Source organism: Georgenia alba, assembly GCF_042665525.1.
GTDB lineage: Bacteria > Actinomycetota > Actinomycetes > Actinomycetales > Actinomycetaceae > Allobogoriella > Allobogoriella alba.
This window is the reverse complement of the sequence record NZ_JBHTCQ010000001.1, coordinates 413,172-434,873: the sequence shown is the minus strand read 5'-3', so window position 1 is coordinate 434,873 and position 21,702 is coordinate 413,172. Positions and strand designations below refer to the sequence as shown.

Genomic DNA, 21,702 nt, shown 5'->3' with positions numbered 1-21,702 from the left:
CTAACCCTCCTGTCACGGAGAGACCGTGACCGTTCAGTCCAGAGGAGGTGGGGTACAAGCATGCGTCAGTACGAACTGATGATCATCCTCGACCCGGAGGTCGACGAGCGTACGGTCGCCCCGTCGCTCGACAAGCTGCTGTCCGTGGTGAAGACCAACGGCACGGTCGAGAACGTCGACATCTGGGGCAAGCGTCGTCTTGCCTACGACATCAACAAGCGGTCCGAGGGCATCTACGCGGTGATCGACATGACCACCACGCCGGAGGTCGCCCAGGAGCTCGACCGTCAGCTCGGCCTGAACGAGGCCGTCCTGCGCACCAAGCTCATCCGCCCGGACGCTCGCTGAGCACAACGCACCGCTAGCCAGAGCAACCACCGAAGGAGCACACGCATGGCAGGCGAGACCGTCATCACCGTCGTCGGGAACCTGACGGCGGACCCGGAGCTGCGTTTCACCCCGTCGGGTGCTGCCGTGGCCAGCTTCACCGTGGCGTCGACGCCGCGGACCTTCGACCGTCAGGCCAACGAGTGGAAGGACGGGGAGACCCTGTTCCTGCGCTGCTCGGTCTGGCGCGAGGCCGCGGAGAACGTCGCCGAGTCGCTGACCAAGGGCACCCGCGTGATCGTGCAGGGCCGGCTCGTCCAGCGGTCCTTCGAGACCCGCGAGGGTGAGCGCCGCACGGTCGTCGAGATGCAGGTCGACGAGGTCGGTCCGTCCATGCGCTACGCCACGGCCAAGGTCACCAAGTCCCAGCGCGGCGGTGGCGGCGGTTTCGGCGGCGGCAACCAGGGTGGTGGCTACGGCGGCGGGAACCAGGGAGGCGGCCAGCAGTCCGGCGGCTACAACGCCCCCGGCGGCGGTCAGGCCGACGACCCCTGGGCCACGGGTGGCTCGAGCGCGTTCAACGACGAGCCCCCGTTCTAGACAAGACGTTTCACGGCGGCAGGACCGCCACGCACCTCAAGGAGCAACAACATGGCGAAGCCCGTTCTTCGCAAGCCCAAGAAGAAGGCGAACCCGCTGAAGTCGGCGAAGATCGACAACGTCGACTACAAGGACACCGCGCTGCTTCGGAAGTTCATCTCCGACCGCGGCAAGATCCGTGCGCGCCGCGTCACCGGCGTCTCCGTCCAGGAGCAGCGCCTCATCGCGAAGGCCGTCAAGAACGCCCGCGAGATGGCTCTGCTGCCGTACTCGAGCTCGGCTCGCTGAGGCAGGGAGGCACACGATGGCAAAGCTGATCCTGACGCACGAGGTCACCGGCCTCGGCAGCGCCGGCGACGTGGTCGAGGTCAAGGACGGGTACGCCCGTAACTACCTCGTCCCCCGCGGCCTGGCCACGCGCTGGACCAAGGGCGGCCAGAAGCAGGTCGACACGATCCGCGCCGCACGCCGCAGCCGCGAGATCGCGACGCTCGAGGAGGCCCAGGACGTCCGTGACCGCCTGCAGGCCGCCCCGGTGACCGTCAGCGTCCGCGCCGGCGACTCCGGCCGCCTGTTCGGTGCCGTGACGTCGTCCGACATCGCTGCCGCGGTCAAGGCCGCCGGTGGCCCGGAGCTGGACCGCCGCAAGGTCGAGGTCCCGGCCCCGATCAAGTCGCTCGGTGACCACAAGGTCCACGTGCGGCTGCACGAGGACGTCCGCGCCACGGTGGACGTGCACGTGGTGCCGTCCAAGTGACGCACTGACGCACCCTCGAACGGCCCGGTCCCGCATGGGACCGGGCCGTTTCGCTTGTCCAAGCTCCTCGTCCCGCAAGGGCGTGGTCTCAGGCCGTACCGAGGGCGGAACATTCGACGAACGACACGTGAACTTCTCCCGGTTGGCGCCGGTGCGTGCACGGACTGTGCCTACCGTCGTCGGGTGCTCCCACGGGTCTCGTCGCGTCTCCGCGGAGACGCGACGTCAACCTGTGCCCGCTCGTTCTCGACCTCTCCGGTACCCCTCCACCGAACCGACGAAGGAGTCCCCTGTGTCTCGCCGACTTGCCGCTGCCACGGTCCTGCCCCTGACCGCCGCCCTGGCCCTCGCCTCATGCACCAGTGAGGCCGCGCCGGCCGACGACGTCGACTGGGACACCCTCAGCCGTGAGGAGCTGGCCGAGATGGCCGGCGAGGAGGGCCAGGTCGTCGTGTACTCCTTCACGAGTCGCATCGCTCAGATCGAGGAGAGCTTCGAGGCCGAGTACCCCGGGATCGACGTCGTCCCGAGCGACATCTCCTCCAGCGAGCTGATCCAGCGGCTGGCGAGCGAGCACCAGGCCGGTGCCGCGACCGCGGACGTCGCCTACGTGTCGGACGCACCCGTGGTCGTGACCGAGCTGATGGAGGATGGCGTCCTCACGCCGTACGTGCCCGAACGGGTCGCCGAGGCGCTACCCGACGAGTACGAGGCGCCGCTGGTCGCCAACCGGTTGTCCACCAAGGTCCTCATGTACAACGAGGAGGCCTATCCGGACGGGTCTCCGGTGGAGAACCTGTGGGAGCTCACCGAGGAGGAGTGGGCGGGCAAGGTCGTCATGGTCGACCCGAACGTGCGCGGCGACTATCTCGACCTCGCGACCGAGATGTCTCTGCAGGCGGAGGAGATGGCGGCCGCGTACGAGGAGCACTTCGGCGAGGAGATCACGCTCGCCGACGGCGTGGCCGACGCCGGCATGCAGTTCCTGGCGGACCTGTACGCGAACGACGTCGTCCTGGTCGACGACACGGACACGGTGAACGCGGCAGTCGGGGCGACCGGGCAGGAGGACCCGCCCGTGGGCTTCACCTCGTACTCGGACCGCCGGGACAACGAGGAGGAAGGCTGGGCGCTGCAGGTCGCCGCGGGCGCCGCGCCGTCGCCGGGCATCGTGTTCCCGGCGATGCTGGGCGTGACGGCGAACGCCGAGAACCCCGCGGCCGCGCGCCTGCTCATCGACTACATGATGGGCGACGACAGCGAGACGGGCGGCGTCGCGTACGAGCCGTTCTACGTGGCGGGCGACTACCCCACCCGCACGGACGTGGCCGCCCTCGAGGACGCCGTCAGCCTCGAGGAGCTGGGCGCGTGGCAGATCGACCCGGAGGCCTCGGCCGAGCACCGCGGTGACGTGGCTGACTTCCTGCTCACGATTCAGTGACCGTCCGGGCCCGGACGGCGACGACGGCCCGCCGCCCGATCGCGTGGCTGTCCGCCGTCGTCATCGCCGTCCTGCTCGCGCTGGTCGCCTTGCCGCTGTGGGGACTCTTCGTCGCCACGCTCGGCGACGACGCGGACGGCGCCTGGTCGGACGTCCTGACGGGGACCGTCGCCCGGGCGCTGCTCTGGGAACCGCTGACCGCGTCTGTCGTGGTCGGCCTGGGGACCGGTCTCCTGTCGACCCTGTGCGGCGCGTTCCTGGCCTGGGTCGTCGTCATGAGCGACATCCCCGGTCGACGCACGATCGGCGCGCTCGCGGCCATCCCGTTCGCCCTTCCGAGCTTCGCGATCGCGCTCGCGTGGGAGTCGGTGTTCCGCAACGATCGCATCGGCGGCGAGACCGGGCTGCTGTTCTCCCTCGGGGTGCCGGTCCCTGACTGGCTCGCGTGGGGCGCGGTGCCGAGCGTGCTGACGCTCACCGCGCACTACTACTCGCTCAGCTTCGTCGTCGTGGCGGCGGCGCTCCACAACGTCGGGGGCGACCTGGTGGCGGCGGCCGAGCTGACGGGCGCGTCTCGCTCGCGCATCGCGAGCCGGATCGTCATCCCCGCCGTGACACCGGCCGTCCTGTCCGGGTTCCTCCTCGCCTTCGCCGAGGGGGTGAGCAACTTCGCCGTGCCCGCGCTGCTCGGGCTGCCGGTCCGGTTCCAGACCCTCAGCACCCGGCTGTACGGCGCGATCTCCACCGGAGACACCGCCCGGGGCTACGTGCTCTCCATCATCCTCGTCGTGGTCGCGGGGGCCGTGCTGTACTTCGGCAACCGACTCACGAAGGGCCGGTCCTTCTCGACCATCACCGGCAAGGCGACCCGCGCGCGCACCACACGCACCGGCCCCTGGCGCGTGCCGCTGACCGCCGCGGCGTGGGTGCTGGTCGGTGCGACAGCGATCCTGCCCGGGGTGATCCTGGCGATCAGCACGGTCCAGCGCCGGACGAACACCTTCGACGGTGGCCTGACCTGGCACTACTGGATCGGCCGGTCCGATCCAGCCGTCTCGCACGGGATGCGCGGAGTGCTGCGGAACCCCGAGGTGCTGGGTGCCTTCTGGGGAACGATCAGGCTCGGTCTGGCCGTCGCGCTCGGCGCCGTCGTCCTCGCCGTGCTCGCGGCGTACGTGGTCCGGCACATGCCCCGCGCTCGGGTGGCGAACGGGGTTATCGGCAACCTGAGCTACGTCCCCTTCCTCATCCCCGGCGTCGCGCTCGGTGCGGCCTTCATCGCCCAGTTCGGGACCCCCGTCGGCCCGTTCCCGTCGCTGTACGGCACGTTCTGGATCCTCGTGCTCGCCGGGATCGCGGCCAGCCTGCCGTTCGCCTTCCAGACGGCGACGTCGGCCATGGGCCAGGTGTCCCGTGAGCTCGACGACGCCGCGCTGATGACCGGCGCCTCGGCCCCGCGCCGCTTCGGCCGGATCACCGCGCCGCTGGTCTCGCGAGGCCTGCTCAACGGTGGCCTGCTGGTGTTCGTCACCATGGTGCGCGACCTGTCGGTGGTCGTCCTGCTCGTCACTCCCGCCAATCCGTTGCTGTCGATGATGACCTTCCAGTACGCCTCGGAAGGGTTCCGGCAGCAGGCCAACGCCATCACCCTCGTCATCGCGGCCATCTCCGTGGTCGCGACGCTGGCCGCCCAGAGACTGGGCAGCCGCGCCGACCGAAAGAAGCAAGCATGACCCGCATCCACCTCGACAGCCTCACCAAGCGTTTCGGCCCGCAGGTCGCCGTCGACGACGTGACGATCGACATCCCGAGCGGCGCGTTCACCGTGCTGCTGGGCCCGAGCGGATGCGGGAAGACCACCACGCTGCGCATGCTCGCCGGGCTCGAGGACGCCACGAGCGGGACGATCCGCTTCGACGAGCGGGTGGTGGTCGACGGCGACCGGGGCGTCACCGTCCCTGCCGCGCGCCGAGGCCTGGGGATGGTGTTCCAGAGCTACGCGCTGTGGCCGCACATGACGGCGCGCCAGAACGTCGCGTGGCCCCTCCAGGTGAACGGCTGGAGCCGCTCGGCGCGCGAGGACCGGGTGGCCGAGGTCCTGCGTTCGCTGGAGATCGAGGAGCTGGCGGACCGGACGCCCGCGGAGATGTCCGGCGGTCAGCAGCAGCGCGTCGCCATCGCGCGGACCATCGCGCCCGGGCCCGACGTGGTGCTCTTCGACGAGCCGCTGTCGAACCTCGACGCGCGCCTGCGGGTGGAGACCCGCGCCGAGCTGGGCCGGCTGCACCGGGAGTCGGGTGCGACCAGCGTGTACGTGACGCACGACCAGGTCGAGGCGCTCGCGCTCGCCACCCACATCGCGGTCATGAAGGACGGCCGGCTGGAGCAGTTCGGAACACCGCAGGAGCTCCTCGAGCGTCCGGCGACGGAGTTCGTCGCCGCGTTCCTGGGGTCGCCCCCGGCGGTGCTCCTCCCCGGTCGTCCGGAGAGCGGGTCGCTGACGTTCGGCGGCGTCCCGATCGCACCACTGCCCGCAGGCGCGGACGTGCGGTCGGCGATGTACCGGCCGGAGGAGCTCGCGATCGACGCGGACGGCACCATCGAGTTCGACGTCGTCGAGTGCACGCCGTCGGCGGGGCGCCACCTGGTCACCGGGTTCGCGGGGCCAGGTGACGTTCGGCGCGACCGGCTGACGGTCGTCAGCACCACGCGCGTCGAGCCCGGGTCGAGCACCCGCCTGCGGCTCCCGCCGCGCCCGGAGGCCTACTTCGACGCCGACGGCAACCGCGTCGAGGTGCGCGAGGGCGTGAGCCTGGAGGCGTGAGCAGCGCGCACGGTCTCACGTGCGTTCGGCGCCCAGCACCATCCAGCGGGTGCCGCGGGCGCGGACGCCGTTGGTGACGGCCCGGGCGAGCATGAACCCGCCACCGAAGGCGACCCAGAGCCACGCCAGGCCCGCGGCGCCGTCGGGAGCGAACGCCAGGACGAGGCCCGCCATCGGCAGGTAGGCGACGAGGTTGATCAGGCCCGCCCAGGCGAGGAAGCGGCCGTCGCCGGCGCCGATGAGGACACCGTCGAGCACGAAGACCCAGCCGCCGACGGGCAGGGTCACGCCGAGCACGGCGAGGCCGACGGCGGCGGCGAGCCGGACGTCGTCGTCGCCGGTGAACAGCGGTGCCAGCCACCAGCCACCGGCAGCGATGACCACGCCGAGGAGCGCACCACCGATGACGCCCCACTGCAGGCAGCGCCGCAGCAGCGCGCGGACGTGGTGCGGGTCGCCGGCGCCGAGTGACTGGCCGACCAGCGCCTGGGCAGCGATCGCGAGGGCGTCGAGCGCGAAGGCGGCGAGGCCGAACATCGCCGTGACCACCTGGTGGGCCGCCAGGGTGACGGCGCCGAGGGAAGTGGCCACCGCGATCGTGACCAGGATCGCCACGCGCAGCGTCAGGGTGCGGATCAGCAGCGGCACGCCGGCGCGGGCCGAGGCCCAGATGCCGGAGCGGCGTGGACGCAGGGCGATGTCGAGCCCGCGTGCCCGCCGGAGCAGGACCGCGATGAGCCACAGTGCCATGCCGGTCTGGGTCACCGCGGTGCCCAGGCCTGATCCGGCGACCCCCATCCCGACGCCGTAGATGAACAGCGCGTTGAAGCCGATGTTGGCCAGCGCGCCGCTGACCGCCACGACGAACGGCGTGCGGGTGTCGAGCAACCCGCGAAGCGTGCCGGTGGCGGCGAGGACGAGGAGCATGCCCACCAGGCCGGGCGCGGAGTAGCGGAGGTAGTCGACGGCGTGGGGGACGACGTCGGGCGGCGCGCCGGAGACCAGGAGCGGTGCCGTGACCATGAGCGCCACGGCGGTGGCGACGCCGAGGAGCAGCGCCAGCCACATGCCGTCGACGCCGGCGGTGATGGCTCCGGAGCGGTCCCCGGCGCCGACCCGGCGTGCGGTGGCCGCGGTGGTCGCGTACGCCAGGAAGATGAAGATCCCGACGGCGGTGGTGAGGATCGTCGAGGCCAGCGAGAGGCCGGCGAGCTGGGCGGTCCCGAGGTGGCCGACCATGGCGGAGTCGACGAGGACGAAGACGGGCTCGGCGACGAGCGCTCCGAGCGCCGGGACGGCGAGGGAGAGGATCTGCCGATCCAGCGCACGGCCCCGCAGTCGGTGGACCTCTGGTTCAGGGTTCGCTCGAGGTTCGGGCGTGTCGTCCACCGATCAGCGTTCCTTCTTCGATCCACAGTGTGTGCACAGCTGTGGAGACGCCGATGCTGGCCGTACCAAGGAATCGCACGGCTGTTACCCACAGAGTTATCCCCGGACTGTGCACATCCCCGTGGGAAGGGTCCACAGGACATCCACAGGATAGGCAGGTTGCATGCACATCCCCAGTTCGATCCTGAGCGCGGCGCGGCCTAGTCTCGCGAGGTCGCACGATGAGCACCGGCCACCAGCGATGTGGGTGGTGACCGATAGACCAGGGTGAACACGACCCGAGGGGGGTGAGGATCGCTTGACGATCGCCGAGGAGCGCACGGCTGTCGACGGCCGGGACGCGTTCGACCGGACGCCTCCGCAGGACGTCGCCGCCGAGCAGTCGGTCCTCGGCGGCATGCTGCTCTCGAAGGACGCCATCGCCGACGTCGTCGAAGAGCTTCGGGGCAACGACTTCTACCGGCCGTCGCACGAGATCATCTACGAGGCGATCATCGACCTGTACGGCCGCGGCGAGCCCGCCGACGCCGTGACGGTGTCGGCAGAGCTGTCCAAGCGCGGCGAGATCGGCCGGATCGGCGGCGCTCCCTACCTGCACACGCTCATCTCGTCGGTGCCGACGGCGGCCAACGCCGGCTACTACGCCCGGATCGTGCGCGAGCAGGCGGTGTTGCGCCGGCTGGTCGAGGCGGGCACGCGGATCGTCCAGCTCGGCTACTCCACCGAGGGCGGCGACGTCGACGACCTCGTGGACAACGCGCAGGCCGAGGTCTATGCCGTCACCGAGCGGCGCACCAGCGAGGACTACGTCCCGCTGCGGGAGACCATCAACCCGACGATGGAGGAGATCGAGGCCGCCGCCGACCGGGGCGAGGCCATGGTCGGCGTGCCGACCGGGTTCGCGGACCTCGACTCGCTGACCAACGGCCTGCACCCGGGGCAGATGATCATCGTCGCGGCCAGGCCGGCCATGGGGAAGGCGCTCGCCCTCGACACCCCGCTGCCGACCCCCTCCGGGTGGACCACCATGGGTGAGGTCCAGGTCGGCGACGAGCTCATCTCCGCGGACGGGACGCCCACGAAGGTCGTGGCGGCGACCGAGGTGATGACCGAGCGGCCGTGCTACGAGCTGACGTTCGACGACGGCACCACCGTCGTGGCGGACGCGGAGCACCAGTGGCTGACGGAGCTCGGCGACGGCGAGACTCCTGGGGTACGGACGACCGAGACAATCGCGACGTCCTCGACCGGCGGCGCCGACGGCCGGCACCGCGTCCGCAACACCATGCCGCTGGACCTGCCCGACGCCGACCTCCCGGTCGCACCGTACGCGCTGGGAGTCTGGCTCGCTCGCGACGGCCGACCGGCGAGCGCCGTGGAGCCCGAGGTCGAGATGCGCGTGGAAGCCGCCAGCGGACCGCTGTCGACGCTCGGTACTCGGGTGCGCGAGGCCGGCCTCGACCGGCACGGCATTGCGAACGAGTACCTGCGCGCGGGTGTGTCTCAGCGGCGAGAGCTGCTTGCTGGATTCCTCGACGTCCAGGGAGACGTCCGTGAGGACGGCGAGGTCGAGATCACGCTGCCGGCGCGGCTCGGAACCGATGTGGCCGAGCTCGTGCACGGGCTGGGCTACGCGTCCGTCTGGTCCTCGCAGCACGTACCGGCGGAACGGGAGTCACCGGTACCGGTCCGACTCACCTTCGATGCCGACGAGGACGTCTTCACGCTTCAGCGGAAGCAGCTTCTCCACAAGAAGCTGCGGACGAGCGTTGCGGCGTGGCGAGCAACTCGCGCCATCACCAGCGTCAAAAAGGTCGCGAGCGTCCCGGTTCGCTGTGTCCAGGTCGACCACCCGAGCCACCTCTATCTGGCGACCCGGTCGATGGTGCCGACCCATAACTCGACCATCGCCCTGGACATCTGCCGCTCGGCGTCGATCAAGCACGGGCTCGCGTCGGTGATCTTCTCCCTGGAGATGGGCCGCACCGAGATCACCATGCGGTTGCTGTCCGCCGAGGCGCAGGTGCCGCTGCAGAACATGCGCAAGGGCACCATGCGCGAGGAGGACTGGACCCGCATGGCCACGGCCATGTCCAAGGTCTCAGACGCCCCGCTGTTCATCGATGACAGCCCGAACATGTCGCTGATGGAGATCCGGGCGAAGTGCCGGCGCCTCAAGCAGCGGCACGACCTGAAGCTCGTGGTGGTCGACTACCTGCAGCTGATGAGCTCGGGCAAGAAGGTCGAGTCGCGGCAGCAGGAGGTCTCGGAGTTCTCTCGTGCGCTGAAGCTCCTCGCGAAGGAGATCGAGGTCCCGGTCATCGCCGTCGCTCAGCTCAACCGCGGTCCGGAGACACGCACCGACAAGCGGCCCATGATGAGTGACCTTCGCGAGTCGGGCTGCCTGACCGCGGAGACCAGGGTCATGCGTGCCGACACCGGCGCCGAGGTCACGATGGGCGAGCTCTTCCTGTCCGGCGAGAACGACGTGCCGGTCTGGGCACTCGACGAGCGCCTGAAGTACGTGCGCCGTCACATCACGTCGGTGTTCTCCACTGGAGTGAAGCCGGTCTTCCGGATGAGGCTCGCCTCGGGCCGGGAGATCCGCGCGACCGGGAACCACCCGTTCCTGACCTATGACGGCTGGACGCCGCTGGACGAGCTCGAGCCGGGTTCTCGGATCGGAGTCCCGCGGCACGTTCCGGCGCCATCCGAGGAGGCGCAGTGGGACGACCGGAAGGTCATCATGCTCGCGCACCTGCTGGGAGATGGGTCGTTCGTCAAGCGGCAGCCCATCCGATACGCGTCGATCGACGAAGACAACCTCGCCGCCGTGACCGATGCGGCTGAGGCTTTCGGAATTACGCCTGTCAGGGACGAGTATGCCGCGGCACGGTGCACGACGCTCCGGCTGCCTGCTCCCTATCGGCTGACTCACGGCAAGCGAAACCCGATCGCTCTGTGGCTCGACGGCATGGGACTCTTCGGTGCACGCAGCCACGAGAAGTTCGTACCCGACGAGGTCTTCGCCCTCCCGAAGCGGCAGATCGCGCTCTTCTTGCGGCACCTTTGGTCGACGGACGGTTCGATCGTTCTTCACCCGAATGGTCGTGCCGGCCGCGTGTACTACGCGACGACGTCCCGACGCTTCGCCGACGGCGTGGCGAACCTCTTGCTCCGGTTCGGGATCGACGCCCGTATCCGGAGTTCGACGAAGACCGGCTACCGACCCGGATACTCGGTGGACGTCTCGGGCCTGGAGGAACAGCGCATCTTCCTCGAGCGGATCGGCGTGCACGGTGCCCGCGGAAAGAAGGCTGACCTCCTCCTGGCGCGAATCAAGGACATCAAGGCGAACACCAACGTCGACACGGTGCCGCTGGCCGTCTGGACAGATGTGCGGCGCATCCTCGAGGAGCAGAAGATCACGCACCGCGCGTTCCAGGCATCGATCGGCACCCGGTACTGCGGGAACACTCTCTTCAAGACTGAGCCTTCACGGGCACGCCTGGCACGGATAGCCACTGCACTGAAGGATGACGATCTCGAGATGATGGCGGTCAACGACCTCCTCTGGGACCGCGTCGTTGCGATCGAGCCCGACGGCGAAGAGAAGGTCTTCGACGCCACGGTCGCTGGCAGCCACAACTTCATCGCCAACGGCGTCGCGGTCCACAACAGCTTGGAGCAGGACGCTGACGTCGTCATGCTGCTGCACCGCGAGGATGCCTACGAGCGTGAGTCCCCGCGCGCCGGTGAGGCGGACATCATCGTCGCCAAGCACCGCAACGGCCCGACCGACACGATCGTCGTGGCATTCCAGGGTCACTACTCGCGGTTCGTCGATATGGCGCGCTGACGGCCCGGTTGTTGATTTGCAGCGAAGATGTCACAGACGAACCCGGCATGTGACATGACCTACTCCTCGCCCGGTCGATGGCGGCAGTTGCCCACAGCAGCGCGTTGCCTTCGGTGATGTGAGCGGCCACTGCCGGCGGCAGGCAGGAGTTCACCGCCTTCCAGCCTGCTCGCCGCGCTGCCGACCGAGCTCGACGGGGTCTCGGCAGTGGCGCACACGCTGGATGCCGACCAGTCCCGGCACCCCGTCCCGCTCGCGGAGGGGCGCGCTGACCGACCGTGTCCAGGGATGCTGCCGCGACCACGCGCTGTTATGCGTCGCGACCGCTGGCGGCGCCGCGTCGTCTGCGGGGCTCAGCTCCGGACAGCGGCGGCGAGGGCCCGCACTGCGTCGCGGAGCTCGTCCGCCGTGATCGCATGGCTGAAGAACTGCAGCATGAGGCCATCGAGGGACGCGAACAGCGCTCGAGAGAGTGCCGGATCGCGATTGGAATCCGTGCCGAGCGCAACGGTGTATCGCCGGTAGAGCGCGCGGATCGGCTCACGCAGTTCGTGCCGACGCGTGGCCTCGACGATCATTTCGAACTGGAACACCTCGACTTCGGGCTGGTCCGTCGAGTGCGCGATGAGCGCGTCAACGTACGCCGTGGCGTCCGACAAATACGCGCCGAGGTCGGCGGCATGAATCGCTTCCTCCAGCGCCGTGAAGGGATCGATCGACCGCTAGTGCGAATCCTCGATGCGATCGTCTGGTTCTCGCATCCAGCTGCCGGGTTGCCGAACGCCGTACGCGAGACCAGCGTGTCACTACCGCATTCACCCGGCCGTGGAAGGTGACCGAATCGACTGAGCGTCTCCGAGATACCGCACCATGCGACCGAGTGGCCGGCCGTGCCGGCCCTGTGGACGCAGATTGCACAAACCGGCCGCCGCGCCCGAGATCGCGCAAAGTAGACCGGCGTGTCCGTGCAATCTCCGTTGCAAGTCGACAGGTGTTGTCGATTTGCAGCGAACTTTCAGAACTGAGCCCTTGTACTTTATGTAGGTGTCCACATGATGGATGCCTCGAGGGGTACTCCGCGCTTCAAGTTGGCTCGCAGGTCAACGCGACACGGTCACGCCGAACAAGGACACGTGACCCAAGTCAGGTGCATTGCAGCTCGTCCGCGCGCTGCTCATGAGGCATCGCCCCGTCGCGGCTGACGCAGGGTGAGGGCGATGCTGGCTACGAGCAGCCCGGCGCCAATGAGCAGGCCGGTGCCAACGCCGTTGCGCCCATTTGAGAATGCGCCGGCGAGCAAGGGTCCGAGGCACTGCCCGAGCGCGAAGGTGGCGGTGAGCGCGGCCATCGTGCTGCTCCACCAATGTTGTGGCAGGGCATTGCGAGCGTAGTTGGTGACTGCGGAGGGCGTTGCGAGGAATGACCCGCCGAAGATGGTCGCCGAGACGAACGAAAGGAGAAGTGAACCAGATATCAGCGGCAACACCGATCCGACCAAGACGGCGACCAAGGTCCATACCGGGGCTTGTCCGCCTTCGTTCCGGCCGAGGACGGGGCTCCATAGCCAGGAGCCAGCGACCGCGGCGAGGCCGAGCACTGCCCAGAAGGCGGACACCTGGAGATCGTTCGCCCCTTCCTCTTCGAGGTGGGCGACAATGAAGGTCATGTAGGGGATGTAGCCGGCGCCGAACAACCCGTAGCCCCACAGCAATGGCCACAGCGTGCGTATCGGCCAGCGGAGGAGCCCAGCGCGCGAGTCCGGTGCGTCGCTGACGGGCCCAGGGACTAGGCGGGCAGACCAAACGGCAACGGCCGCACCCACGACCGACATGAGTCCGAGCGCGAGCCACGCTGTCTGCCAGTTCGTCCCTTGGATAGCCGCAGGCACGACGAGCCCCGGAATGACCACTCCTAACCCGCCGCCGCCGCCGAAGTAGATGCCCAGCACCACTGCGCCCGTACGTGGTGGCGCGGCTCGCGCCAACCGCGCAGCCAAGACACTCCCGACGACAAAGGCAACGGCCGCCGTGACACCTGCCAGCAAGCGCATAAGGACCACGACAGCGATAGCACCAGTGACCCCAGAGGCGAGGACGATGGCCGCGGTCAAGACCAAGCTGGTCACGAGTACGCGGCGCTCGCCCCAGCGGATGGTCACTGCGGCGGCGCCCAGCGAGCCGAGAAGGAACCCGATGGCGCTGGCCGTGTTGACGGCTCCCGCGGTCGTATAGGACCAGCCCAGGGCCGACCGCATCGCTGGAAGTACGAGGGCGTACGCAAACCTCGAGAAGCCGGAAGCTACGGCCGGGATCAGAGCAAGCCCGGTCGCAATCGCGAGCATCGCCAAGCGTTCGCGCCGATCAGCCGCTCGGGTCGCACCGCCCGGGGGTGCCATCACTCGTGGCTATGGGAAGGAGGCTGACGATCGCGACGTACGCCGGACTCACGGACCAGTCCTGCTATCAGCCTGCCACGGTTGGCGGTGGACGTGTCACCTCCATCGGCCTCCTCAGCATCGCCGATCGGGCACGTAGCATCGCTCTGACACGAGTCGCGGTCACAGAGCCGGCATATGTACTGCGCGTTGCCGATCCGGCCGTACAGCCCACCCAGCAGGACCGTCAACAGTTCGGAGAGTTGACCCTGTTGAGAGGGATCCAGGGCGTCGACAAGCTCCCCAAGGGACTCCTCTCGAGTGCCGAGCACTCGGCCGGCGACCTCGAGACCCGCACTCGTCAGATGAACAGCGACGCCACGTCGTCGCCCCCGACGACGCTCCGCCAGACCGGCCGACTCAAGACCTTCGACCATGCGCGCCGCCGCCGGCTGGCTCAGTCCCACACGCCGTCCGAGGTCGGTGACACTCAATCCCGGTCGCACCGACAACGTGACCAGTGCGGACGCCGCAGTCGAACTGACGCCTGCTGTGCGCGCGGCTCCCGTAAGCGTCAAGTCCGAGACCGCCAGAGAGACGGCGCCCAACAGGTTCCCAACTCGCGCCCGATCGACATGCATAACTCATGCATATCAGTGCCCCCTCATGCTGTCCACCCGCTACGGCTTGGTCTACGAAGAGTGAACCGGGACTCAAAGTTCGGGAGCGCGAAGACCCGGTACAACCGCAGGTCAGCGGCCCGTAGCGATGCTCATCCGTCGCCGCAGGAGCCGTCCGTTCAATTCCACGGCGACGGGGCGCGACTCGGAACGCGAGTTTGCCCGAAACGGCACGATGCCGGACCTCGGGGCGAATGACACGATCGCCCTCGTGCACGACTGACGCCGACGAGTGTGCTGGCGTATCGCGTGGCTTGCCCGCTCGCTGTGTAGCGTCCCGGAGCATGGTCCGCCGATTCGTGCCCGGGCTTGACCTGGCTGAAGCCTTCTACGCGAAGGCCGTTGCACCGCTGGTCGACGTGCCGCACGCTGCGTGCCTCCTCGGTGAGGGTTCCGAGGTGCTCGGCTTCGACACCGCCCGCTCCATGGACCACGAGTGGGGTCCGCGGGCACAGATATTCGTCTCCGAACAGCACGTCGACGCCGTGCGGGCAAGGGTCGACGACGGCCTCCCGTCGCTCTTCCACGGTTTCGCCACCAGGTGGTTCGCGCTCGCGTCCGGCACCGAAGCTCATCATGTCGAGGTCACCACGTTCGACGACTGGATCGTTGCCACGCTGGGTCTCGACCCACGGGTCGGGATGGACCATGCGGATTGGCTCGGCCTGCCGCAGCAGCGCCTCCTGAACGTCACGGCCGGACGGGTGTTCCGTGACGACACCGGCGAGCTCAGCCGAGTCCGGAAGTCGGTGCGGTGGTACCCCGCCGAGGTCTGGGCCTGGATGATGCTCAGCTCCTGGCACCTGATCGGCAACACCGAGCCCCTCCGCGCTCGCTGCATCGAGACGGAGGACACGCTCGGCGAGCGCCTCCTGACCGCACGGCTGTGCCGGCTCGCGATGGAACTCGCGTTCCTCCAGGAGCGCCGCTACTGGCCCTACGACAAGTGGTTCGGAGCAGCCTTCAACCAACTCGACGCGGCGGGACCTCTCACTCCGTCCCTGACCACGGCACTCGCCTCCGACGGAGCGGTCGCGACACGCGCCATCGGCGAGGTCTTGACCTGGCTCGGACACCGCCACAACGACATCGGCCTCGGCCCGGCCGTCACGCCGCGCCGTGGCCCGTTCGACGTCGGCATCAATGACGCGGTGCGTCCCTACGACGTCATCAACGCAGCCGACTACATCGACGCCCTGCGCGCGACCATCACCGATCCGCAGCTCCGGAGCCTCGTCCAGGTCGGAGGCATCGACCAACTGACCCACGCCGACGACGCCATCGTCACCCACACCGACTGGCCCGCCCGCCTGACCGCCCAGTACCGCGAAGCACTCGCAAAGCCAGCCGGCTGACGGCCGGCGAAGCAGACGGAGAACGGATCAGGTAGGTCGCGGGGTGTACATGATGACGGCGACCCCCGCGAGGCAGATGAGGGCGCCGGTCACGTCCCATCGGTCGGGCTCGAAGCCGTCTACGACCATGCCCCAGGCGAGGGAGCCGGCGACGAAGACGCCGCCGTACGCCGCGAGGACCCGCCCGAAGTTCGCGTCCGGCTGGAGCGTGGCGAACAGGCCGTACAGGCCGAGAGCGATGACGCCGGCACCGATCCAGACCCAGCCCTTGTGCTCGCGGATGCCTTGCCAGATCAGCCACGCGCCGCCGATCTCGAAGAGGGCGGCGGCGCCGAACAGCAGGATCGAGCGGGCAAGGTTCATCGGGCGGCCTCCTGGGCTGGGAGCAAGTCCTCGAGCATCGTGCGCGCCTCAGGAGGCGCGGTGATCGTCAGGTCGAAGGTCGGGCCGTGCAGGTCGATCCGGAACGTGTAGAACGCGCAGCAGCTTTGCTCAGCTTGCGCGAGCTCGGTGGCACGCGCCAGCGAGCTGGTCGGCAGCCGCACGCGAACTCCGCCGTCGACGTCGGCACGCGGAGCGCCCGCCAGCAATTCGTGCCAGTCGGCGACCCGGGCGCCGTAGTCGTCGCCGTCGAGCGAGCACGCGATCGCAGTTCGAGGCTCGGACACGACCGGAAGGGCCGGCTCGGCGCGATCGAGGAACGTGCACGCGGCGTCGCACGGCTCGTCGCGGTCGGGCAGGGTATCCAGCCTCTGGACGGCCGTCGCCAGGGTCGAGCGCAGCGCTTGGAGCGAGACGATCCGCTCGTCGACCCGAGCGGCGTGCTCGATGAGCATCGGCCGGTACTTCGCGCGCACGCTGTGGCATGGCTCGGACTCCCAGGCCGTCACGAGCTCGCGCACCGCGGGCAACGGGAGGTCGAGGTGCTTTGCCTGGGCGATGAACGCGAGCCTGTCGACGGCGTCCTCGCCGTAGACGCGATACCCGTTCTCGGCACGCTCCGCCGGCAGGAGCCCCTCGGACTCGTAGAAACGCAGCGTCGAGGGCGGCACGCCGGTACGCGCAGAGAGCTCGGAGATCCTCATGTCCCCGACGGTAAGCCTTCAACTGGACTCGAAGGTCAAGCCCCTCGAAAACGAGCGACCAAGAGCGGAACGGTGAACATCCATTTTCGACGTCAGGAAATCCTAAATGAGTGCTGCTGGTACCGTCAGGGGCGTGAGTGCGAGGAACCGGACCGAACGCGCCATCGTCGCTGCTGCGGTGCACACCTGGGCGAGGGAGCGGGGCGCGACCCTGCCCGACGTCGCCGAGGCAGCAGAGGTTGGTCGCACGACGCTGCATCGCTACTTCCCCGAGCGCGATCGGCTGGTCCATGCTGCCGTCGAGCACGCCCTGGAAGTCATCGGCGCCGCGATCGCCGAAGCCCAACCCGACAGCGGCCACCCGCTGGAGGCGATGCGCCGCGTGGTCGCGGCCCTTGCGTCGGTCAGTGAGGCGATCATGTTCGTCTTCGGGGACCAGTCGCTGATGCGCGACGTCGTGCCGACAGCCGAGCCCGAGCTGCCGACGCCCCACGACCCAGTGATCGACCTCATCCGTCGCGGACAGGCCGAGGGTGTCTTCGATGACCAGCTCACGGCCGAATGGATGCAACAGGTCCTGTGGGGCGTGGCCTACACCGCGTTCGAGCAGGTCGCCCAAGGCGCGCTGGCCAAGTTCGACGTCGCCGCCACCGTGACCCGCACCTTGGAACAGGGCATCACCGCCAAGACGATCGACCCGACATGAGCGGCGCAGTGGTCGCGGCTCCCGAGGGTGTCGGTATCGCATGGTCTGTGGACTTCTGGCTCGACCCTGCCTGCCCGCTCACGCGCCACACCGCGCGATGGATCGCCCAGATCGCCGACGAGATACCGCTTGACGTGCGGTGGAGGGTGATGAGCCTGTCGGTGCTCAACGAGCACCGTGACGACGACCCCGAGGACGACCCCGACGGCTACCTCTGGATTCCCGCCCGCGTCGCCGTCGCCGTCCAGACCGAGCACGGCCACCACGCGCTCGGCTCCTTCTATGACGCGCTGTGGACCGACCCCGACGGCACCGAGCGGCAATGGATCAATGACATCGGCGAGGCGCTGCGTCGCGCGGCTCTGCCGGTCGAACTTGCCGCGGCGGGCACGTCCACGGACTACGACGCCGAGCTGCGTGCCTCCCATCACGACGGCGTCGACCGTATCGACGCCGAGATCGGTACGCCGATCCTGGCCATCACGGGCACTGATGGCACGCAGCGAGCCTTCTTCGGACCCGTCCTCGACGCGCTCCCGGCGAAGAAGGAACGGGCACGTCTATGGGACGCCGTGCTCCTCTTGGTCGGCGTCCCGGGCCTCCGTGAGATCAAGGCCTGACGGCTCCCCGGAGCTGGGTGGTGTAGTCGGCTGTCCGCGAGGCTGACGCACGTCAAGGTGCCTTTTGTACGCCTCCCTCTACACACTCATGATGGTGTTACGCACTATTGGTGAGGTGAGGCAGACATGGTTGAACAGGAAAGGCAGATCGACCAATCGCGGGTCGTCGTCGAGGTCTGGGCCGATCTGGGCTGCCCGTGGTGCTACGTCGGGAAACACCGGCTCGAGGCGGCGATCTCGCAACGATCGGACGCGGATCGATTCGAGATCGTGATGCGCTCCTTCCAGCTGGACCCGACGGCGCCGCAGGAGCTGGAGAAGAACGAGATCAGCTTCGTGCGTAGCCACCCCGGCAGCACGTCTGATGACCTCCGGCGGGCCGAGGGTCAGATGCGGGCCATTGCCAACAAGGAGGGGTTGACGTACACGATCGACCGCTGGAACGCCAACACCTTCGACCTGCACCGGGTGGTGCAGTACGCAGGTGACCAGGGGCGTGGATACGCGTTCTTCTCGGCGGTCCAGGACGGCTTCTTCGGAGGTGTTCTCAACCCGTTCGATCCCGAGGCCCTCGTCGGTGTGGCCGAGTCGGTCGGGCTGGACGGTCAGCGGGTCCGCGAGATTCTCGCCGCCGATGAGTACGCCGACCGCGTCCGTGCCGATCGGGAGGAGGCCGTGGAGCTGGGCTCGACCGGCGTGCCGTTCATGGTGTTCGACCGACGTGTCGGTGCGCCGGGTGCCCAGAAGGTCACCGTCTACAGCCAGCTGCTGGAGCAGGTCGCCGGGCCCGCGTCGAGCGAGCGCGCGTCGTGAGCGACCCCGAGCACCTCCTTCGGTTCGTGGCCACACCCGCCAGCGGGTGGTGCGATCCCGACACCGGGGAATGCGTCGTCGACACCGCTGAGGAGGTCGACGACACGGCCAGCGGGCCGGCTGGCGAGAGCGGCACCTGACCGGCTGGCGGGGCCCGGACCGCCGGTCGGTCAGCGAGCCGGTGTGCTGACCGAGGCCTTCGCGCGGCCCACCCCAGTGGCCTCGCTGGAGGCTCGGTTGCCGGCGACCTCCTCGTGGTGGGTGGCTGCCCACGCCGCCATCGCTGTAACCGCGTCCAGGAGCGAGCGGCCGAGATCGGTCAGGTCGTACTCCACCCGCGGAGGAACCTCCGCGTATGCGGTCCGGGTGACCAGCCCGTCGCGCTCGAGGAGCTTCAGCGTCTGGGTCAGCATCCGCTGCGAGATCCCCGGGATGCTCGCCTGCAGGTCGGAGTAACGCAGCGGGCCCGCGCTCAGGGTGCTGATGACCAGCACCGTCCACTTGTCACCGATGCGATCGAGCACCTCCCGGATGAAGGCGCTGTCCTCCGGCCACGACTGACACGGACCACTGATCCGTCGTTCTGCCATCCCGCTACCTCCCAATCGGTGTGCAACCGCACTCTCAGTATGGCTGCTCCCATCCAGATAAGGACCCCGCATGTCGTACCTGCTTCACGTCGACTCCTCCTCGCTCGGCGAGGCCTCGGTGTCTCGGCACGTCGCCCGGACCTTCCTCGAAGGCTGGGACGGGGACGTCGTCCACCGAGACCTGGCCGCCGCGCCGGTCCCGCACCTCAGCGTCGCAGGTGTGACCGCCCGCGAGACCGATCCCGCGGACCACACCGAGGAGCAGGCCGCCGCGGCCGCGCTCCAGCACGAGCTCATCGAGGAGTTCCTCGCCGCCAACGCCTACTTGTTCACGGTGCCGATGTACAACCTCTCGATGCCGTCCGCCTTCAAGGCATGGCTCGACCAGATCATCGTCTTCGGGCGCACCGTCCGCCCCTCCCCAGCTGCCGGACGCCCCGCGGTGCTGATCTCCGCTCGAGGCGGCGGCTACGGGCCCGGCACGCCCAACCATGGCCTGGTCTACGTCGTGCCCACCACCGAAGCGGTTCTCGGGCGAGAAGAGCTACTCGGACTCGAGGTCCACACGGTGATCCCCGAACTCGTCATGGTCACGCACAATCCGGCACTGGCCGATCTGCTCCCGAAGCATGAGGCATCCATGGCTGACGCTCACCGGCGTGCCCGTGACCTCGCCGCGTCGATCACCACCGCGACCACCGTCGGCACCTCCCACCGAACACCGGCCCCGAAACCTGCGACGGCAGGCTGCTGAGGTGCTCGCGTCCTTCGCGAGTGCCGGGACGTCTAACGCGCAACTGTCGATTGTGGCCGCCTCGATCATCGTGAAGAACCCGTCGTCGGAGGCCTGGTCGAGCACGTTGAGTGCCGCTAGCGCCATGTCGTCGAGGCGCGGGATGTCCGCGCCCCCCGGGGGCGTCGAAGCCGCAGCTGTTACCCCGGGCTGACCACGATCCACGTGCGGCACGAAGAGCTCGGCCGCGCCGCCGTCCACAACGCGCTGCACCGTGACGACGAAACCGTCGAGCAGCACGTGACGTTGGCTACCTAACCAGGTGATCGCCAGGCGTGCCCGGGGATTCTCTCGACGAGTCCAGCGAGGTGGTCGAGCGTCGCGACGACGTCGGCCGCCTTCGGCTTGCCCGACTGCCAGGCGAGAATCTCGTTCCCGGTGAACCGGAGCGGACGGCGGTAGCTCTCGGCCGGCCAGGAGCGGACACCGGGATCGAGGACCGTCCTTGCGAACTCCTCGGCTCCGGTGGAGGCGCCCGTACGGACGACGAAAGCACGATCGAACGACGCGTCGCCGACGGGGAGATCGCGTTTCCCGAAAAGGCTTAAGACCCTCTGCTTGATGCCTCGGCGCGCGATCTGGAGCTCCGCCCCGGCCCCGGGAGCCGTCATCGCGGTGACGGTCAGGCGATGCGTCGACGTGCTTGACCCTGTGCCGAACGAGGAGGTTGTGTGGTAGGCGTACTCGTAGGTCACGAACGGGCGACCGCGGAACTCGCCGACCACAGACTCTCCGATCTTCGGACCCCAGCCTTGTCCGAACGGCGAGCCGGCGTATCGGTCGGCCAAGTCTTGTTCCCCGTCCGTGTAGACCCAGCCGCGCTGAGCGGCGAGCTCGTCGAGATCCTCGGTGCGCTGTGACATGAATCCTCCTCATGGGTTCGGTGTGCACCAGGCGTGCTCAGTGAGCGCGAGCTGCGCCGGCTCACTGCTCTGAGCGCATGGCCTCTCCCCAGCCCGGCTGGATCATGGTCTGGAAGCGCCAACCGTCGTTCTCCCGGACGAGAACGTCGGCGTAGTCGAGGTGGTAGGTCTCGCCTCCGGCGGTCATGGTCGAGCGGGAGAACACGACCACGATCGAGGGGCCCAGGAAGAGAGGAGTGCGGATCGACTCGAACGTTCCTTCCGGAGTCGGGCCGGCGGCGTCGGGGTCGCTCGCGGCCGCTCCGTCCGGGGCGCCCATGACTCGTGACATGGTGCTGACGTAGTGGTCACGGTCCCACTGTCCGCAGTGGGGTCGATGCTCGGCGTCGTCGGAGACGACGTTCACCGGGAAGGTCGCGAGCTCGGCCATCCTGGCGACTGCGGACCGCTCGGCGAGGCCGTCGTAGGTCTCCCACCATGCGGCGAGGGAGTCTTGTTCCTCCGCCGTGGGGCGGTAGCCGGTGATCGTCTCGTTCGGGACGTCGTCTCGGAAGCGGCTGAGCGATGGCATGGGGAGCCTCCTTGTTGGTGTCTGTGTACTGGCGAGTAGGGGCGTTCGGACGTCG

Annotated in this window: 22 protein-coding genes; 13 read left to right on the top strand and 9 right to left on the bottom strand. The window is 68.8% G+C overall.

Going from position 1 to position 21,702, the window contains the following annotated elements; translation table 11 throughout:
• Positions 1-60 precede the first annotated feature (60 nt).
• The 7 genes from rpsF (at position 61) to ACFQQL_RS02115 (ending at position 5,949) form a co-directional block, all read left to right on the top strand.
• The gene (gene rpsF, locus ACFQQL_RS02145; RefSeq protein WP_382390786.1) at positions 61-348 is read left to right on the top strand and encodes a 30S ribosomal protein S6; all 288 of its coding nucleotides are present in this window, start codon (positions 61-63) and stop codon (positions 346-348) included.
• A gap of 45 nt (positions 349-393) precedes the next feature.
• On the top strand, positions 394-927 hold the full coding sequence (locus ACFQQL_RS02140) for a single-stranded DNA-binding protein (RefSeq protein ID WP_382390784.1): 534 nt from the start codon (positions 394-396) through the stop codon (positions 925-927).
• Positions 928-978: 51 nt separating this feature from the next.
• Complete coding sequence (rpsR, locus tag ACFQQL_RS02135) at positions 979-1,215, top strand: 30S ribosomal protein S18 (RefSeq protein ID WP_382390782.1); 237 nt, start codon at positions 979-981, stop codon at positions 1,213-1,215.
• A gap of 16 nt (positions 1,216-1,231) precedes the next feature.
• Positions 1,232-1,684, top strand: a complete 453-nt coding sequence (gene rplI / locus ACFQQL_RS02130) for a 50S ribosomal protein L9 (RefSeq protein WP_382390780.1) — start codon at positions 1,232-1,234, stop codon at positions 1,682-1,684.
• Between the two features lie 328 nt (positions 1,685-2,012).
• The gene (locus ACFQQL_RS02125; protein WP_465254011.1) at positions 2,013-3,125 is read left to right on the top strand and encodes an ABC transporter substrate-binding protein; all 1,113 of its coding nucleotides are present in this window, start codon (positions 2,013-2,015) and stop codon (positions 3,123-3,125) included.
• On the top strand, positions 3,122-4,858 hold the full coding sequence (locus ACFQQL_RS02120; RefSeq protein ID WP_382390776.1) for an ABC transporter permease: 1,737 nt from the start codon (positions 3,122-3,124) through the stop codon (positions 4,856-4,858). The genes ACFQQL_RS02125 and ACFQQL_RS02120 overlap by 4 nt, the downstream gene beginning before the upstream one ends.
• Positions 4,855-5,949: an ABC transporter ATP-binding protein gene (locus tag ACFQQL_RS02115; RefSeq protein WP_382390774.1), complete on the top strand. Its 1,095-nt coding sequence runs from the start codon at positions 4,855-4,857 to the stop codon at positions 5,947-5,949. The genes ACFQQL_RS02120 and ACFQQL_RS02115 overlap by 4 nt, the downstream gene beginning before the upstream one ends.
• A gap of 15 nt (positions 5,950-5,964) precedes the next feature.
• Here ACFQQL_RS02115 and ACFQQL_RS02110 read toward each other — a convergent pair whose 3' ends face one another.
• Positions 5,965-7,338 carry an MATE family efflux transporter gene (locus ACFQQL_RS02110; RefSeq protein WP_382390772.1) on the bottom strand — a complete coding sequence of 458 codons (1,374 nt, stop codon included), beginning with the start codon at positions 7,336-7,338 and terminating at the stop codon, positions 5,965-5,967.
• 298 nt (positions 7,339-7,636) lie between these two features.
• Between ACFQQL_RS02110 and ACFQQL_RS02105 the strand changes: the two genes are divergently transcribed.
• Positions 7,637-11,197 carry a replicative DNA helicase gene (locus tag ACFQQL_RS02105; protein ID WP_382390770.1) on the top strand — a complete coding sequence of 1,187 codons (3,561 nt, stop codon included), beginning with the start codon at positions 7,637-7,639 and terminating at the stop codon, positions 11,195-11,197.
• Positions 11,198-11,550: 353 nt separating this feature from the next.
• Here ACFQQL_RS02105 and ACFQQL_RS02100 read toward each other — a convergent pair whose 3' ends face one another.
• The 3 genes from ACFQQL_RS02100 to ACFQQL_RS02090 form a co-directional block, all read right to left on the bottom strand.
• Entirely contained in the window at positions 11,551-11,790 is a 240-nt protein-coding gene (locus ACFQQL_RS02100) for a hypothetical protein (RefSeq protein ID WP_382393756.1), read from the bottom strand.
• 581 nt (positions 11,791-12,371) lie between these two features.
• Entirely contained in the window at positions 12,372-13,538 is a 1,167-nt protein-coding gene (locus ACFQQL_RS02095; RefSeq protein WP_382393754.1) for a YbfB/YjiJ family MFS transporter, read from the bottom strand.
• A gap of 53 nt (positions 13,539-13,591) precedes the next feature.
• Positions 13,592-14,212: a MarR family winged helix-turn-helix transcriptional regulator gene (locus ACFQQL_RS02090; protein ID WP_382390768.1), complete on the bottom strand. Its 621-nt coding sequence runs from the start codon at positions 14,210-14,212 to the stop codon at positions 13,592-13,594.
• Positions 14,213-14,535: 323 nt separating this feature from the next.
• Here ACFQQL_RS02090 and ACFQQL_RS02085 point away from each other — a divergent pair, with 323 nt between their 5' ends.
• Complete coding sequence (locus ACFQQL_RS02085; protein WP_382390766.1) at positions 14,536-15,606, top strand: DUF4037 domain-containing protein; 1,071 nt, start codon at positions 14,536-14,538, stop codon at positions 15,604-15,606.
• A gap of 27 nt (positions 15,607-15,633) precedes the next feature.
• Here ACFQQL_RS02085 and ACFQQL_RS02080 read toward each other — a convergent pair whose 3' ends face one another.
• The gene (locus ACFQQL_RS02080) at positions 15,634-15,969 is read right to left on the bottom strand and encodes a YnfA family protein (RefSeq protein ID WP_382390764.1); all 336 of its coding nucleotides are present in this window, start codon (positions 15,967-15,969) and stop codon (positions 15,634-15,636) included.
• Positions 15,966-16,691, bottom strand: coding sequence for a MerR family transcriptional regulator (locus ACFQQL_RS02075; RefSeq protein ID WP_382390762.1), 726 nt, complete (start codon positions 16,689-16,691; stop codon positions 15,966-15,968). The genes ACFQQL_RS02080 and ACFQQL_RS02075 overlap by 4 nt, the downstream gene beginning before the upstream one ends.
• Positions 16,692-16,824: 133 nt before the next feature.
• Between ACFQQL_RS02075 and ACFQQL_RS02070 the strand changes: the two genes are divergently transcribed.
• The 3 genes from ACFQQL_RS02070 to ACFQQL_RS02060 all read left to right on the top strand — a co-directional run bounded on the left by ACFQQL_RS02070 (position 16,825) and on the right by ACFQQL_RS02060 (position 18,830).
• Positions 16,825-17,397: a TetR/AcrR family transcriptional regulator gene (locus tag ACFQQL_RS02070; protein WP_382390760.1), complete on the top strand. Its 573-nt coding sequence runs from the start codon at positions 16,825-16,827 to the stop codon at positions 17,395-17,397.
• Positions 17,394-18,017, top strand: a complete 624-nt coding sequence (locus ACFQQL_RS02065; RefSeq protein WP_382390758.1) for a mycothiol-dependent nitroreductase Rv2466c family protein — start codon at positions 17,394-17,396, stop codon at positions 18,015-18,017. The genes ACFQQL_RS02070 and ACFQQL_RS02065 overlap by 4 nt, the downstream gene beginning before the upstream one ends.
• A 126-nt stretch (positions 18,018-18,143) precedes the next feature.
• Positions 18,144-18,830: a DsbA family oxidoreductase gene (locus ACFQQL_RS02060; RefSeq protein WP_382390756.1), complete on the top strand. Its 687-nt coding sequence runs from the start codon at positions 18,144-18,146 to the stop codon at positions 18,828-18,830.
• A gap of 170 nt (positions 18,831-19,000) precedes the next feature.
• On the opposite strand, the gene ACFQQL_RS02055 is transcribed toward ACFQQL_RS02060, so the two are convergent.
• Entirely contained in the window at positions 19,001-19,420 is a 420-nt protein-coding gene (locus ACFQQL_RS02055) for a winged helix-turn-helix transcriptional regulator (protein WP_382390755.1), read from the bottom strand.
• Between the two features lie 70 nt (positions 19,421-19,490).
• On the opposite strand from ACFQQL_RS02055, the gene ACFQQL_RS02050 reads away from it, so the two are divergent.
• Positions 19,491-20,174: an FMN-dependent NADH-azoreductase gene (locus ACFQQL_RS02050; RefSeq protein ID WP_382390753.1), complete on the top strand. Its 684-nt coding sequence runs from the start codon at positions 19,491-19,493 to the stop codon at positions 20,172-20,174.
• A gap of 293 nt (positions 20,175-20,467) precedes the next feature.
• On the opposite strand, the gene ACFQQL_RS02045 is transcribed toward ACFQQL_RS02050, so the two are convergent.
• Positions 20,468-21,076: a hypothetical protein gene (locus tag ACFQQL_RS02045; RefSeq protein ID WP_382390751.1), complete on the bottom strand. Its 609-nt coding sequence runs from the start codon at positions 21,074-21,076 to the stop codon at positions 20,468-20,470.
• 61 nt (positions 21,077-21,137) lie between these two features.
• Entirely contained in the window at positions 21,138-21,647 is a 510-nt protein-coding gene (locus ACFQQL_RS02040) for a hypothetical protein (RefSeq protein ID WP_382390749.1), read from the bottom strand.
• Between the last annotated feature and the right edge of the window lie 55 nt (positions 21,648-21,702).

Coding starts and splice junctions, on each gene's coding strand:
- ACFQQL_RS02065 (WP_382390758.1), top strand. CDS start 17,394: ATGAGCGGCGCAGTGGTCGCGGCTCCCGAGGGTGTCGGTATCGCATGG.
- ACFQQL_RS02095 (WP_382393754.1), bottom strand. CDS start 13,538: ATGCTCGCGATTGCGACCGGGCTTGCTCTGATCCCGGCCGTAGCTTCC.
- rpsF (WP_382390786.1), top strand. CDS start 61: ATGCGTCAGTACGAACTGATGATCATCCTCGACCCGGAGGTCGACGAG.
- ACFQQL_RS02085 (WP_382390766.1), top strand. CDS start 14,536: ATGGTCCGCCGATTCGTGCCCGGGCTTGACCTGGCTGAAGCCTTCTAC.
- ACFQQL_RS02050 (WP_382390753.1), top strand. CDS start 19,491: ATGTCGTACCTGCTTCACGTCGACTCCTCCTCGCTCGGCGAGGCCTCG.
- ACFQQL_RS02040 (WP_382390749.1), bottom strand. CDS start 21,647: ATGCCATCGCTCAGCCGCTTCCGAGACGACGTCCCGAACGAGACGATC.
- rpsR (WP_382390782.1), top strand. CDS start 979: ATGGCGAAGCCCGTTCTTCGCAAGCCCAAGAAGAAGGCGAACCCGCTG.
- rplI (WP_382390780.1), top strand. CDS start 1,232: ATGGCAAAGCTGATCCTGACGCACGAGGTCACCGGCCTCGGCAGCGCC.
- ACFQQL_RS02090 (WP_382390768.1), bottom strand. CDS start 14,212: ATGCATGTCGATCGGGCGCGAGTTGGGAACCTGTTGGGCGCCGTCTCT.
- ACFQQL_RS02140 (WP_382390784.1), top strand. CDS start 394: ATGGCAGGCGAGACCGTCATCACCGTCGTCGGGAACCTGACGGCGGAC.
- ACFQQL_RS02080 (WP_382390764.1), bottom strand. CDS start 15,969: ATGAACCTTGCCCGCTCGATCCTGCTGTTCGGCGCCGCCGCCCTCTTC.
- ACFQQL_RS02075 (WP_382390762.1), bottom strand. CDS start 16,691: ATGAGGATCTCCGAGCTCTCTGCGCGTACCGGCGTGCCGCCCTCGACG.
- ACFQQL_RS02115 (WP_382390774.1), top strand. CDS start 4,855: ATGACCCGCATCCACCTCGACAGCCTCACCAAGCGTTTCGGCCCGCAG.
- ACFQQL_RS02060 (WP_382390756.1), top strand. CDS start 18,144: ATGGTTGAACAGGAAAGGCAGATCGACCAATCGCGGGTCGTCGTCGAG.
- ACFQQL_RS02055 (WP_382390755.1), bottom strand. CDS start 19,420: ATGGCAGAACGACGGATCAGTGGTCCGTGTCAGTCGTGGCCGGAGGAC.
- ACFQQL_RS02045 (WP_382390751.1), bottom strand. CDS start 21,076: ATGTCACAGCGCACCGAGGATCTCGACGAGCTCGCCGCTCAGCGCGGC.